Raw genomic sequence first — 12206 nt, forward strand, 5'->3', positions numbered from 1 at the left:
GCCGATCAACCGGATTATAAGGCTGCCGACCTATAGCGCCGCCTGCGGCCCGCTAGAAGACCACGGAGCATGCCTTGACCGATACGACAGCCACCGCCGTCGCCACCCCCGCGACGGCCAGCCACACTTCGGCGCAAGCGACGGCCTTCACCGTCATCCTTGCGGTGAGCTTCTGCCACTGCATCAACGACATCATGCAGTCGCTGCTGTCGGCCATCTATCCGCTGCTGAAGGAAAATTACGGTCTCGATTTCTGGCAGATCGGCCTTCTGACCTTCACCTTCCAGGTGACGGCGTCGCTGCTGCAGCCCCTGATCGGCGCGGTCACGGACAAGCGGCCGATGCCCTATTCGCTGCCCTACGGCATGGCCTCGTCGCTGATCGGCCTGATCGTGCTCGCCCATGCCGGCCACTATTGGCTGCTGTTGATCGGCGCCTCGCTGATCGGCATCGGCTCGGCCATCTTTCATCCGGAATCCTCGCGCATCGCCCGCTTCGCCTCCGGCGGCCGCTTCGGCCTGGCGCAATCGCTGTTCCAGGTCGGCGGCAATTTCGGCCAGGCAATGGGGCCGCTGCTCGCCGCCTTCATCGTCGTGCCCTTCGGCCAGACCAGCATTTCCTGGTTCGCCGTCGGCTCGCTGATCGGCATCATCGTCCTGTGGCGGGTCGGCGGCTGGTACAGCCGGCTGCGCGCCACGCTCGCCAACCGCAAGGCGGCAAGCTTCGTCTCGCCCTTCCCGCGCCGCAAAGTGATGGCGGCACTTGCGGTGCTGACTTTGCTGGTGCTGACCAAGAACGCCTACATCGCCTCGATCTCCAGTTACTACACCTTCTACGCCATCCATAAATTCGGCGTTTCGGTGCAGATGTCGCAGGTCATGCTGTTCCTGTTCCTCGGCGCCTCGGCGCTGGGCATCCTGCTCGGCGGCCCGTTCGGCGACCGCTACGGGCAGAAGGCGATGATCTGGTTCTCGATCGTCGGCGTGCTGCCGTTCACGCTGGCGCTGCCCTATGCCAATTTCGAATGGACGATGGTGCTGACCGTGCTGATCGGCCTGATCCTGTCCTCGGCCTTCTCCAACATCGTCGTCTTCGCGCAGGAGCTGGTGCCGGGCCGGGTCGGCATGATCGCCGGCATCTTCTTCGGCTTCGCCTTCGGCATGGGCGGCATCGCCGCCGCCGTGCTCGGCGTCGTCGCCGACATGAAGGGCATCGATTTCGTCTTCCATATCTGTTCCTACCTGCCGCTGCTCGGCCTGCTGACCGTGTTCCTTCCGAACATGAAGGAGGCAAGGAAGGTGGAAGCCAGGTGATGCCTGCCACGGCTTGCACCCATTCGCGCCTTCCGCTATAGAGCCGCCACCCGCGTAGACACCCTTGGAGGCAACGCGGCGGAAGGCTGCCTTCCCTTGCGATCCCGAACAAAGGTCCGCGTATGCGGCTTCCGGCATTCGGACATCCAGGCCTGGCGGCTTTCGACGTTTACGGTCCAGGCACGTTGCCCTCCGCAAACGCTCCATAACTCGCGAAAGGAAATGCCATGAGCCACGATACCTACGAGCTCAAGGCCGAAGCGCGCGAACAGGTCGGTAAGGGGTCCGCCCGTGCAGTTCGCCGCAACGGTAAAGTGCCTGCAGTAATTTACGGTGACAGACAGCCTCCCCTGGCGATCGCGCTCACCTACAAGGACATCTACTACAAGATCCATGGCGGCGGGTTCCTGACCACGATCGCCACGATCGATGTCGACGGCAAGAAGATCCAGGTCCTGCCCAAGGACTTCCAGCTCGACCCGGTCAAGGATTTCCCTGTCCATGTCGACTTCCTGCGCATCGGCAAGGACACCGAAGTCAATGTCGACGTGCCTGTCCACTTCATCAACGAGGACAAGTCGCCCGGCATCAAGCGCGGCGGCGTGCTCAACATCGTGCGTCACGAAGTCGAGTTCCACTGCCCGGCCAATGCGATCCCGGAATTCATCACCGTCGATCTCACCGGCGCCGACATCGGCGACTCGATCCACATCTCGGCGGTTACGCTGCCGGCCGGCGTCAAGCCGGTGATCTCCGACCGCGACTTCACCATCGCGACCATTGCCGGCTCCTCGGCGATGAAGCCGGAGGTCGAAGAGACGACCGAGGCGGCTGCGCCCGAAGCGGCTCCTGCCGCCGAAGAGAAGTAATCCCTTTCCGCCCGGAGACGACGATGCTTGTCTTTGCAGGCCTCGGCAATCCGGGCGCGAAGTACACCAACAACCGACACAATGTCGGCTTCATGGCGGCGGACGCAATCGCCCGCCGCCATTCCTTTTCGCCCTGGTCGAAGAAATTCCAAGGCCTGATCGCTGAAGGCACGATCGACGGCGAAAAGATCATCCTGATCAAGCCGCAGACCTTCATGAACCTGTCCGGCCAATCCGTCGGCGAGGCACTGCGCTTCTACAAGCTCGACGCTGCCGCCCTCACCGTCTTCTACGACGAGATCGACCTTGCCGCCGGCAAGGTTCGGGTCAAGGTCGGCGGCGGTGCGGGCGGCCATAACGGCATCCGCTCGCTTGACGACCATGTCGGCAAGGGTTTTCGCCGCGTGCGCATTGGCGTCGGCCATCCAGGCGTCAGGGAAATGGTGCATGGCCATGTGCTTGGCGACTTCGCCAAGGCCGACCGCGAGTGGCTCAACGTGCTGCTCGACACGATCGCCGCCGACGCCGGATTGCTGGCCAAGGGCGACGACAACTCCTTCATGAACCGGGTGACGCTGGCCTTGCGCGACAAGCTGACACCGACCGGTGACGACGACCGCCCGCCACCGAAAGCGCCAAAGGCCCAGAGTCACATTCGCCAGGCACGGCCGCAGCAGGCGCCTGCCAAGCTGCCCGAAACCGGCCCGATGGCCGCCATGCTGAAGAAGCTGTTCGGCGGCAAGGGCTGAACCGGGACGCGATCGCGGCCGTAGGGCTTGACGATCCTTGGCGCTATCGCCCATAGCCCTGATCAAATTTCGCTTTCCCGATAGGACCGGACAAAAATGGGTTTCAAATGCGGCATCGTTGGCTTGCCCAACGTCGGCAAGTCGACGCTTTTCAACGCGTTGACCAGGACGGCGGCGGCGCAGGCCGCCAACTATCCGTTCTGCACCATCGAACCGAACACCGGCGAGGTGGCGGTGCCCGACCCGCGCCTGCAGAAGATCGCCGCGATCGGCAAGTCGAAGGAGATCATCCCGACCCGCATCTCCTTCGTCGACATCGCCGGCCTGGTGCGTGGCGCCTCCAAGGGCGAAGGGCTGGGCAACCAGTTCCTCGCCAACATCCGCGAGGTCGACGCCATCGTCCATGTGCTGCGCTGCTTCGAGGATGACGACATCACTCATGTCGAGGGCCGCATCGATCCAGTCGCCGACGCCGAGACCGTCGAGACCGAGCTGATGCTCGCCGACCTGGAGAGCCTCGAACGCCGCATCGCGCAGTTCCGCAAGCGCGCGTCCGGCAAGGACAAGGAAGCTATTACGGTGCTGCCGACGATGGAAGCGGCACTAGAGCTGCTGCAAGAGGGCCGCCCGACCCGCATCCTGCTCAATGGTATCTCGCCGGACGACCTGCGCATCCTGCAGGGGCTGAACCTGTTGACCTCGCACCCGGTGCTTTATGTCTGCAACGTCGCCGAAGCCGACGCGGCCACCGGCAACGAGCACACCAGGGCAGTGGAAAAGATGGCCGCGGCGCAGGGCGCCAGCACGGTCGTCATCTCGGCCGCGATCGAGGCCGAGGTCGCCCAGCTCAGCGACGAGGAAGAGATGGAATTCCTGGCCTCTCTGGGGCTGGACGAGCCAGGCCTGAACAAGGTCATCCGCGCCGGCTACGAGCTTTTGCAATTGATCACCTATTTCACCGTCGGACCGAAGGAAGCGCGCGCCTGGACCGTGCACAAAGGCGCCAGGGCGCCGCAGGCGGCCGGCGTCATCCACACCGATTTCGAACGCGGCTTCATCCGCGCCCAGACTATCGCCTACAACGACTTCGTCGCGCTTGGCGGCGAAGTGGCGGCCAAGGAAGCCGGCAAGGCGCGCGACGAAGGCAAGGAATACGTCGTCCAGGACGGCGACATCATGCTGTTCAAGTTCAACACCTGACCTTGCGGGCGGCCCGCGCTCGCGGCGGCGCTCCAGGGTAACGCGAATTTCGAATTCGCCACACGAGCAAGGGAGACCCGGCGATGATCAAGGCCTTCGTCGTGGACAATGATCGCCTGCGCGTTACCGACGATCTCGTGGCAAATGGCGACAACGTCGTCTGGGCAGATCTCTTCAATCCGACCAAGGAGGAAGAGGCCGCCATCGAGAGTTGGCTCGGCGTCGCCATTCCGACCCGCGAGGAGATGGAGGAGATCGAGATTTCGAGCCGCCTCTATGTCGAGGACGGCGCCTATTTCATGACCGCCACGCTGCCGGCCCAGACCGAGATCGACGATCCCTTGATGTCGCCGGTCACCTTCGTGCTTGCCGGCACAAGGCTGATCACCGTGCGCTATCACGAGCCGAAAGCCTTCAAGACCTTTCCGCAGCGCGCCGAGAAGGTGGCGACCGGCTGCACCAGCGGCGACACCATCCTCATCGGCCTGCTGGAGGCGATCGTCGACCGGCTCGCCGATATTCTGGAGCGCGCCGGCCGCGACGTCGAGGCCATCTCGCGCGACATCTTCCAGGCGACCTCGACCAAGGTGTCCAAGCGCAACCGCGACTTCCAGGAACTCTTGAAAGCCATCGGCCGCAAGGAAGATCTTACCTCCTCGATCCGCGACAGCTTGATCTCGCTGCAGCGCCTGGCTGGCTTCTTCGCCCATGCCTCCACCCGCACCAAGATGAGCAAGGATACGAAAGCGCGCATAAAGACGCTGTCGCGCGACGTGCTGTCGCTCGCCGACCATGCCACCTTCCTGTCGCAGAAGATCTCCTTCCTGCTCGACGCCACGCTCGGCATGATCTCGATCGAGCAGAACGCCATCATCAAGATCTTCTCCGTCGCCGCCGTCATCTTCCTGCCGCCGACTTTGGTCGCTTCGATTTATGGCATGAATTTCGACATCATCCCCGAGCTCAAATGGCAGTTCGGCTATCCCTTCGCCATCGCCATGATGGTGCTGTCGGCGATCCTGCCCTTCTGGTATTTCCGCCGCCGCGGCTGGCTTTAGACGCCCCCAAGCCCGCGCGCGAGAGATGCTGGCGCACCAGAAATTGCTTGACCAAAACTCGTGCGGCCTTCATCCGGGGAACCCGATCCGTCCCGATCGGTGTTCCGCAACCGGATTTGGACCATGACCGGAAAGACTTGGACATGACCGGAAAGACTTGGGCCTATGAGGATTTCGTCGAGGGGGCCTCGCTCGACCTCGGCGTGAAGCAGGTGAGCGCCGCAGAGATCATCGAATTCGCCAGTGAATTCGACGCCCAGCCGATGCACCTCGACGAGGAGGCCGGCAAGGCCAGCATTCTGGGCGGTCTGTCGGCTTCGGGTTGGCACACCAGCGCGATGTTCATGCGCATGCTGTGCGATGCCTTCCTGCTCGACTCGACCTCGCAAGGCTCACCGGGCATCGAACACGTCAAATGGAAGAAGCCGGTTCTGGCCGGCGATACGTTGAGCGGCACGGTCACCGTGCTTGCCAAGCGCCAGTCCAAGTCGCGGCCTCAGCTTGGGTTGATCACCATGCGCAGCGAACTCTTCAATCAGCGCGGCGAAAGTGTCTTCGAACTCGAAAACACAGGCATGTTCCTGACCCGCGAGGCCGCCGCGTGACCCTCGACGAGTTCTTCCTGATCGGCGTCACCGTGACACTCGGTTCGCACAAGTTCGAACCGGACGACATCAAGGCATTCGCCCGCAAATACGATCCGCAGGTCTTCCATGTCGATGAGGAGGCGGCGAAGAAGAGCGTGCTCGGCGGGCTATGCGCCTCCGGCTGGCACACCGCCGCCACCTGGATGAAATACAACCTCGAAAAGCGCATGGAGACAGAGGGCGTCCGCTGGACAGGTCCAGGCCCGCAGCCGGAATTCGGCCCTTCCCCGGGCTTCAGGAACCTGAAATGGCTGAAGCCCGTCTATGCCGGCGAGACCGTGACCTTCACCCGCACCGCGCTCGCCCATCGCCCGCTCGCCGCGCGCCCTGGCTGGCATTTGCTGACGCTCAGCTGCGAGGCCTCCGATTCGACCGGCGACAAGGTCATCGAATTCGACAGCGCGGTGCTGGTGAAGGTCGAGTAGTTCGTCCTTATCAATGCCCCTCGAAGCCGATCAGTGTCCTGACCGGCACACCGAGCGACTCGAGCTTCTTGCGGCCGCCGAGATCCGGCAGGTCGATGACGAAGCAGGCGGCGACGATATCGGCGCCGATCTGCCTGAGCAGCTTGACCGCCGCCTCCGCTGTGCCGCCGGTGGCGATCAGATCGTCGACCAGAATCACCTTCTCGCCCTCGGCAACGCCGTCCTTGTGCATCTCCATCTCGTCCAGGCCATATTCCAGGCTGTATGCGACGCGCACCGTCTCGTAAGGCAGCTTGCCCTTCTTGCGGATCGGCACGAAGCCGGCCGAAAGCTGGTGGGCGACGGCCCCGCCAAGGATGAAGCCGCGCGCCTCGATGCCGGCGATCTTGTCAATCTTCAGCCCGGCGTAGGGATGCACAAGCTCGTCGATGGCGCGGCGAAACGCGCGCGCATTGCCGAGCAGCGTGGTGATGTCGCGAAACAATATGCCGGGCTTCGGATAATCGGGAATGGTGCGGATCGCCGAGAGCAGCGTCTCTTCGAGGGAGGATTTCATGGTTCGCACTCCACACTGGCGTGTTTGTTGTCTTGCCGCGAAGAGCGAGACCCGTTGGCTTAATCGGGCGTCGGCCCGTTTTCGCGCGAGATTACCTGAACCGGAGATTTTCGCGCGTCAATTGTTCGATCGAAGTACAGCCCATGAGCTTCATGCCGCGCTCGATCTCGACCCGCATCTGTTCGAGCGCGCGTTCGACGCCTGCCTGCCCTGCCGCCGCCAGCGGGAACAGATAATAGCGACCGACGCCGACGGCCTTGGCGCCGAGCGAAAGCGCCTTTAGCACATGCGTGCCACGCTGCACGCCGCCATCCATGATGACGTCTATCCGGTCGCCGACGGCATCGACGATCTCGGCAAGCTGGTCGAAAGCCGCCCGCGAGCCGTCCAGCTGCCGGCCGCCATGGTTCGACAGGACAATGCCGCTGCAGCCGATCTCGACGGCGCGTCTGGCATCCTCCACCGACATGACGCCCTTGAGGCAGAACGGACCCGACCACAGCCGGACCATCTCGGCGACGTCGTCCCAATTCATCGACGGATCGAGCATCTCGGTGAAGTAGCGGCTGATCGACATGGTGCCGCCGCCCATGTCGACGTGCTCGTCGAGCTGCGGCAGCTTGAACCCCTCATGGGTGAAATAGTTGAATGCCCAGGCCGGCTTGACGGCGAACTGCAGCATTCCGGCCAGGTTGAGCTTGAACGGAATGGCAAATCCCGTGCGTTTGTCGCGTTCGCGGTTTCCCCCGGTGATGCTGTCGACGGTCAGCATCATCACCTCGACGCCGATGTCCCTGGCACGCTGCATCATCGCCCGGTTCAGGCCGCGATCCCGGTGAAAATAGAACTGGTAGACCTGCGGTCCGCTGCTGATTTTGCGCGCCTCCTCGAGGCTCACGGTGCCGAGCGAGGAGACGCCGAACATCGTGCCGTATTTGGCCGCGGCCTTGGCGACCGCGCGCTCGCCCTGATGATGGAACAGCCGCTGCAAGGCGGTCGGCGAGCAATAGACAGGCATCGCCAGCTTCTGGCCCATGACCGTCACCGACATGTCGATCTCGCTCACCCCACGCAAGACGTTGGGAACGAGGTCGCATCTCTCGAAGCTTTCGGTGTTGCGGCGATAGGTGACCTCGTCGTCGGCCGCACCGTCAATGTAGTTGAAGATCGGCCCCGGCAGCCGCTGCCGCGCCATGCGCCGGAAATCTGAGAAATTGTGGCAGTCGCGTAGCCGCATCATCGATTTCCAAACATCATACCGTCGACGATCCCCTCGTCACAGACGCCGCGTGGCATAGCAATCACATGGCGCCGTGCCATCGGGCTTGTTCAGGCGGCCGGCAATCGACCATCAAGCAAAAGGGCGCCTTCCGGCGCCCTGCATGCTTGCTTCAAAGCGGCTTAGGCCTTTTGAGATTCAGGTCAGGTCGAAAACGATGGTTTCCGAGAACCGGAGCGGAGCGTAGTTAAAGCAAGCGAGCACCGGAAGCGCGGGAAGCCATTGTTTGCAGACCGGCCTCACCTGAATATCGACAGGCCTTAGTGCGCCACGCCTTCCCACACCTTGCGCTTGGTCAGATAGACCAGGGCGCCGAACAGCAGCAGGAACACCAGCACGCGAAAACCGGTCTTCTTGCGGTCTTCCATATGCGGCTCGGCCGCCCACATCAGGAACGCCGACACGTCGCGCGAATACTGGTCGACCGTCTGCGGCGCGCCGTCGTCATAGGTCACCTGGCCGTCGGAGAGCGGCTTGGGCATCTTCAGCGACACGCCGGACAGGAAGTATGGATTGTAGTGCGTGCCCTCGGGGATCACCATGCCGGCCGGCGGCGTCTCGTCGTAGCCGGTCAGCAGCGAATGGATGTAGTCGGGGCCACCCTGCGCATACTGGGTGAAGATGTCGAAGACGAAGCGCGGGAAGCCGCGCTCGACGCCGCGCGCCTTGGCCAGCAGCGACATGTCGGGCGGAGCAGCGCCGCCATTGGAGGCAGCAGCAGCCTGCTCGTTGGCGAACGGCGCCGGGAAGTAGTCGGACGGCTTGCCGGGACGGTCGAACATGTCGCCGGCGTCGTTGGGGCCGTCATGGATGGTGTATTCGGCGGCGAGCGTCTTCACCTGCCCTTCCGAATAGCCGAGCCCTTCCAGCGTGCGGAACGCCACCAGGTTCATCGAGTGGCAGGCCGCGCAGACTTCCTTGTAGACCTTCAGGCCGCGCTGCAGCTGCGCCTTGTCGTAGGTGCCGAACGGCCCGGTGAAGCTCCAGTCCATCTCCTTCGGCTCATCGATCGGGAAGTGCGTCGGCGCGGCCGCGTTGTGTGCCTCCTCGGCGGCGATCGCCGCAGTGCCAGCAACCACAAGGCCAAGCAACGCCAGCGAGGTGAGAATCTTCTTCATGCCAAATCCCCTTAGATTCTCTGCCGCTCAGCCCTTGGTTTCCGGCGCGGCCGTAGCCCCCGCAGGATGATGTCCGCCGCCCTTGTTCTTCTCGAGCACCGCCTCGGTGATCGAATTCGGCAGCCTGCGCGGTGTCTCGATCAGGCCTAGAACCGGCAGTGCGACCAGGAAGAAGGCGAAGTAGAACAGCGTCGCCATCTGCGCCATGAACACATAGCTGCCTTCCGCTGGCTGCGAGCCCAGCCAGCCGAGCAGGACGGCATCGGCCACGAACAGCCAGAAGAATAGCTTGTACCAGGGCCGGTAGACCGCCGAGCGCACCTTGGAGGTGTCGAGCCACGGCACCAGGAACAGCATGACGATGGCGCCGAACATGCACAGCACGCCGCCAAGCTTGGAGTTGATCGGACCGATGTTGAAGGTGATGGCGCGCAGGATCGCGTAGAACGGCAGGAAGTACCATTCCGGTACGATATGGGCGGGCGTCTTCAGCGGGTCGGCGATCGTATAGTTGTCCGGATGGCCGAGATAGTTCGGCAGGTAGAAGACGAAATAGGCGAAGAAGAACAGGAACACGATCATGCCGAACGCGTCCTTGATGGTCGCATAGGGCGTGAAGGCGACGGTATCGGTCTTCGACTTGACCTCGATGCCGGTCGGGTTCGACTGGCCGACGACGTGCAGCGCCCAGACGTGCAGCACGACGACGCCGGCGATCATGAACGGCAGCAGATAATGCAGCGCGAAGAAGCGGTTGAGCGTCGGATTGTCGACGGCAAACCCGCCAAGCAACAACTCCTGGATCCAGTTGCCGACCAGCGGGATGGCGCTGAAGAAGCCGGTAATGACGGTGGCGCCCCAGAAGCTCATCTGTCCCCACGGCAGCACGTAACCCATGAAGCCGGTCGCCATCATCAGGAGGTAGATGATGCAGCCGAGGATCCACAAAAGCTCGCGCGGCGCCTTGTAGGAGCCGTAGTAGAGGCCACGGAAGATATGGATGTAGACGGCGACGAAGAAGAACGAGGCACCGTTGGAATGCAGATAACGCAACAGCCATCCCGAATTCACGTCGCGCATGATCTTTTCGACCGAGTCGAAGGCGAGGGTCGTGTCGGCCGTATAGTGCATGGCCAGCACGATACCGGTCAGGATCTGCGAGACCAGCATGATCGACAGGATGCCGCCGAAGGTCCAGGCATAGTTGAGGTTGCGCGGCACCGGATAGGAGACGAAGCTGTCATAGATCAGCCGCGGCAGCGGCATGCGGGCGTCCAACCAGCGTTCGATACCGGTCTTGGGCGTATAGGTCGAGTGTCCCTCGCTCATCGAAATATCCCCTGCCTCAACCGATAAGGATCTTGGTATCGGAAATGAACTTGAATACCGGCACCGCCATGTTCTCTGGTGCCGGACCTTGGCGGATACGGCCGGCGGTGTCGTACACCGAACCGTGGCACGGGCAGAACCAGCCGCCGAAATCGCCCTCCTGGCCGAGCGGGATGCAGCCCAGATGGGTGCAAACCTGCACCATCACCATCCAGGCTTCCTTGCCGGGCGTGGTCCGGTTGGCATCGGTCGCCGGGGCATCGGCCGGCAGGTTGGCGTTGCGGGCGATCGGATCCTTCAGCTCGGCGAGGTTGACGGCCTCGCCGTCCTTCATCTCCTGCTCGGTGCGGTTGCGCACCACGACCGGCTTGCCGCGCCATTTGACGATCAGCGACATGCCCGGCGTCAGCGAAGCGACATCGACCTCGACCGAGGCCAGCGCCAGTGTCGAGGCATCGGGGCGCATCTGGTCGATGAACGGCCATGCGACGGCGCCCGCGCCAACCACAGCGGCCATGCCGGTGGCGACGTAGAGAAAATCACGACGGTTGGGATCCTGGGTGTCGGTTGCGCTCACGGGTGCCTGATCCTTTCGCCTCGTCCGTGCCGGTGGTCGAGCCTCGTTCCCCGCTCATTCACGCCAACCCGACAGCGCATGGCGAACAGGCTAGCGAATTCCTCCGGCATTTGGACTTCGGTTTATGCGTGAAGCCCGTTTTTGTCCAGCGGGGTGGAGGCACAAGGGCAGATTGTCGCGGGGACACGGCGCCGCTTTCCAAAGCACTGTGCCGGCTGACCGTCCGACGCAGCGAAACGACCGGAAATCCAGCGCGAAATCCAGGCTCGTGGTCGCCTCGACAGCCGGCGCAGGCCGGGTCTATTCTTTCTCCCATGGCGCATATCATAGACCGCGACACATGGGCCCAAGCGCCCAACCGCTGGCAAGGCGAACTGCAGTGCGGCGCCTGGGGCTCCAAAAGCTGCCTGATCTTCAATTATTTGCCCGACGCCGGCGGCGGCCCGCGCCTGCACAGCCATCCCTACGCGGAGATCTTCATCATCCGTCAGGGCACCGGCCTGTTCACGGTCGGCGACCGGCAGATCGAGGCGTCCGCCGGCCAGATCGTCATCGTGCCGCCGGACACGCCGCACAAATTCACCAATCTCGGTCCGGGCCTGCTCGAGACCATCGATATCCACGAGAACGGCAGCTTCATCACCAAATGGCTGGAGTAGATCATGATCCCGAACCGAAGGTCAGCGTAGCAAAAAGTGGAGACCGCTATTTGGCGCCGAGCCTGACCAGCACGGCCCTTGGGATATCGTACTCACGGATTACCGCGTCGTGCTTGCGCAGGCCGCAGAGTTCGCGCTGGATGAAGTAGCCGTGCACGGCTTCGGCCGCTTCCTTGAGGAGCCTGGGCCGCTGCTCCTTGTCGTCTCCATTCGCAAGCAGCTTGACCAGCGTCTCCTCGACGCGCTGTCCCGCGCGTCCCAGGGCCGCCGCCTTTTCGGCCAGGATTTCGTGGCCGAGCGCATCGAAGGCGGCTTCCGCGGCCAAACTGCCGGCAGATGGCGGGCGCAACGACATCTCGGTCTCCTTTCCTGCCGGCCGCGGACTTTGTCTCGAACGTCATGCGGTGGGTGACGAATTCTTCGCCCC

Annotated in this window: 14 protein-coding genes; 8 read left to right on the forward strand and 6 right to left on the reverse strand. The window is 63.1% G+C overall.

Translation table 11 applies throughout. The features are described from left to right. Window positions 1-74 precede the first annotated feature (74 nt). From D3227_RS14025 to D3227_RS14055, 7 genes are all read left to right on the forward strand, one after another. Window positions 75-1313 (forward strand): MFS transporter, encoded by a 1239-nt coding sequence (locus tag D3227_RS14025; RefSeq protein ID WP_120014697.1) that lies wholly within the window; start codon window positions 75-77, stop codon window positions 1311-1313. 227 nt (window positions 1314-1540) lie between these two features. Next, on the forward strand, window positions 1541-2182 hold the full coding sequence (locus D3227_RS14030) for a 50S ribosomal protein L25/general stress protein Ctc (RefSeq protein ID WP_120014698.1): 642 nt from the start codon (window positions 1541-1543) through the stop codon (window positions 2180-2182). Window positions 2183-2205: 23 nt separating this feature from the next. Then, window positions 2206-2931 (forward strand): aminoacyl-tRNA hydrolase, encoded by a 726-nt coding sequence (pth, locus tag D3227_RS14035; protein WP_120014699.1) that lies wholly within the window; start codon window positions 2206-2208, stop codon window positions 2929-2931. Between the two features lie 96 nt (window positions 2932-3027). Continuing rightward, a complete protein-coding gene (ychF, locus tag D3227_RS14040; RefSeq protein ID WP_120014700.1) occupies window positions 3028-4131 on the forward strand; it encodes a redox-regulated ATPase YchF in 1104 nt (367 codons plus the stop codon). Between the two features lie 83 nt (window positions 4132-4214). Then, window positions 4215-5189: a magnesium/cobalt transporter CorA gene (corA, locus tag D3227_RS14045; RefSeq protein ID WP_120014701.1), complete on the forward strand. Its 975-nt coding sequence runs from the start codon at window positions 4215-4217 to the stop codon at window positions 5187-5189. Window positions 5190-5332: 143 nt separating this feature from the next. Beyond that, window positions 5333-5794, forward strand: coding sequence for a MaoC family dehydratase (locus D3227_RS14050; protein WP_120014702.1), 462 nt, complete (start codon window positions 5333-5335; stop codon window positions 5792-5794). Continuing rightward, window positions 5791-6261: a MaoC family dehydratase gene (locus tag D3227_RS14055; protein ID WP_120014703.1), complete on the forward strand. Its 471-nt coding sequence runs from the start codon at window positions 5791-5793 to the stop codon at window positions 6259-6261. Before D3227_RS14050 ends, D3227_RS14055 begins: the two co-directional genes overlap by 4 nt. A 10-nt stretch (window positions 6262-6271) precedes the next feature. Here D3227_RS14055 and D3227_RS14060 read toward each other — a convergent pair whose 3' ends face one another. The 5 genes from D3227_RS14060 to petA all read right to left on the reverse strand — a co-directional run bounded on the left by D3227_RS14060 (window position 6272) and on the right by petA (window position 11120). After that, a complete protein-coding gene (locus tag D3227_RS14060; protein WP_120014794.1) occupies window positions 6272-6817 on the reverse strand; it encodes an adenine phosphoribosyltransferase in 546 nt (181 codons plus the stop codon). A gap of 91 nt (window positions 6818-6908) precedes the next feature. Continuing rightward, on the reverse strand, window positions 6909-8054 hold the full coding sequence (locus D3227_RS14065; protein WP_120014795.1) for an alpha-hydroxy acid oxidase: 1146 nt from the start codon (window positions 8052-8054) through the stop codon (window positions 6909-6911). 302 nt (window positions 8055-8356) lie between these two features. Beyond that, window positions 8357-9214, reverse strand: coding sequence for a cytochrome c1 (locus D3227_RS14070; protein WP_120014704.1), 858 nt, complete (start codon window positions 9212-9214; stop codon window positions 8357-8359). 27 nt (window positions 9215-9241) lie between these two features. Further along, window positions 9242-10543 carry a cytochrome b gene (locus D3227_RS14075; RefSeq protein WP_120014705.1) on the reverse strand — a complete coding sequence of 434 codons (1302 nt, stop codon included), beginning with the start codon at window positions 10541-10543 and terminating at the stop codon, window positions 9242-9244. A 16-nt stretch (window positions 10544-10559) separates the two neighbouring features. Beyond that, on the reverse strand, window positions 10560-11120 hold the full coding sequence (gene petA / locus D3227_RS14080; RefSeq protein ID WP_120014706.1) for a ubiquinol-cytochrome c reductase iron-sulfur subunit: 561 nt from the start codon (window positions 11118-11120) through the stop codon (window positions 10560-10562). Window positions 11121-11434: 314 nt separating this feature from the next. Between petA and D3227_RS14085 the strand changes: the two genes are divergently transcribed. Beyond that, entirely contained in the window at window positions 11435-11779 is a 345-nt protein-coding gene (locus D3227_RS14085; RefSeq protein WP_120014707.1) for a cupin domain-containing protein, read from the forward strand. 46 nt (window positions 11780-11825) lie between these two features. On the opposite strand, the gene D3227_RS14090 is transcribed toward D3227_RS14085, so the two are convergent. After that, window positions 11826-12134, reverse strand: a complete 309-nt coding sequence (locus tag D3227_RS14090) for a DUF6665 family protein (RefSeq protein WP_120014708.1) — start codon at window positions 12132-12134, stop codon at window positions 11826-11828. Window positions 12135-12206: the final 72 nt, after the last annotated feature.

This window comes from Mesorhizobium waimense, assembly GCF_003601975.1.
Taxonomy (GTDB): domain Bacteria; phylum Pseudomonadota; class Alphaproteobacteria; order Rhizobiales; family Rhizobiaceae; genus Mesorhizobium; species Mesorhizobium waimense.

What these genes read in the sequence shown, in the direction of transcription:
- D3227_RS14070 (WP_120014704.1), bottom strand. Translation starts at nt 9,214, where the DNA reads ATGAAGAAGATTCTCACCTCGCTGGCGTTGCTTGGCCTTGTGGTTGCT.
- D3227_RS14050 (WP_120014702.1), top strand. Translation starts at nt 5,333, where the DNA reads ATGACCGGAAAGACTTGGGCCTATGAGGATTTCGTCGAGGGGGCCTCG.
- D3227_RS14090 (WP_120014708.1), bottom strand. Translation starts at nt 12,134, where the DNA reads ATGTCGTTGCGCCCGCCATCTGCCGGCAGTTTGGCCGCGGAAGCCGCC.
- pth (WP_120014699.1), top strand. Translation starts at nt 2,206, where the DNA reads ATGCTTGTCTTTGCAGGCCTCGGCAATCCGGGCGCGAAGTACACCAAC.
- D3227_RS14065 (WP_120014795.1), bottom strand. Translation starts at nt 8,054, where the DNA reads ATGCGGCTACGCGACTGCCACAATTTCTCAGATTTCCGGCGCATGGCG.
- D3227_RS14030 (WP_120014698.1), top strand. Translation starts at nt 1,541, where the DNA reads ATGAGCCACGATACCTACGAGCTCAAGGCCGAAGCGCGCGAACAGGTC.
- D3227_RS14085 (WP_120014707.1), top strand. Translation starts at nt 11,435, where the DNA reads ATGGCGCATATCATAGACCGCGACACATGGGCCCAAGCGCCCAACCGC.
- corA (WP_120014701.1), top strand. Translation starts at nt 4,215, where the DNA reads ATGATCAAGGCCTTCGTCGTGGACAATGATCGCCTGCGCGTTACCGAC.
- ychF (WP_120014700.1), top strand. Translation starts at nt 3,028, where the DNA reads ATGGGTTTCAAATGCGGCATCGTTGGCTTGCCCAACGTCGGCAAGTCG.
- D3227_RS14075 (WP_120014705.1), bottom strand. Translation starts at nt 10,543, where the DNA reads ATGAGCGAGGGACACTCGACCTATACGCCCAAGACCGGTATCGAACGC.
- D3227_RS14060 (WP_120014794.1), bottom strand. Translation starts at nt 6,817, where the DNA reads ATGAAATCCTCCCTCGAAGAGACGCTGCTCTCGGCGATCCGCACCATT.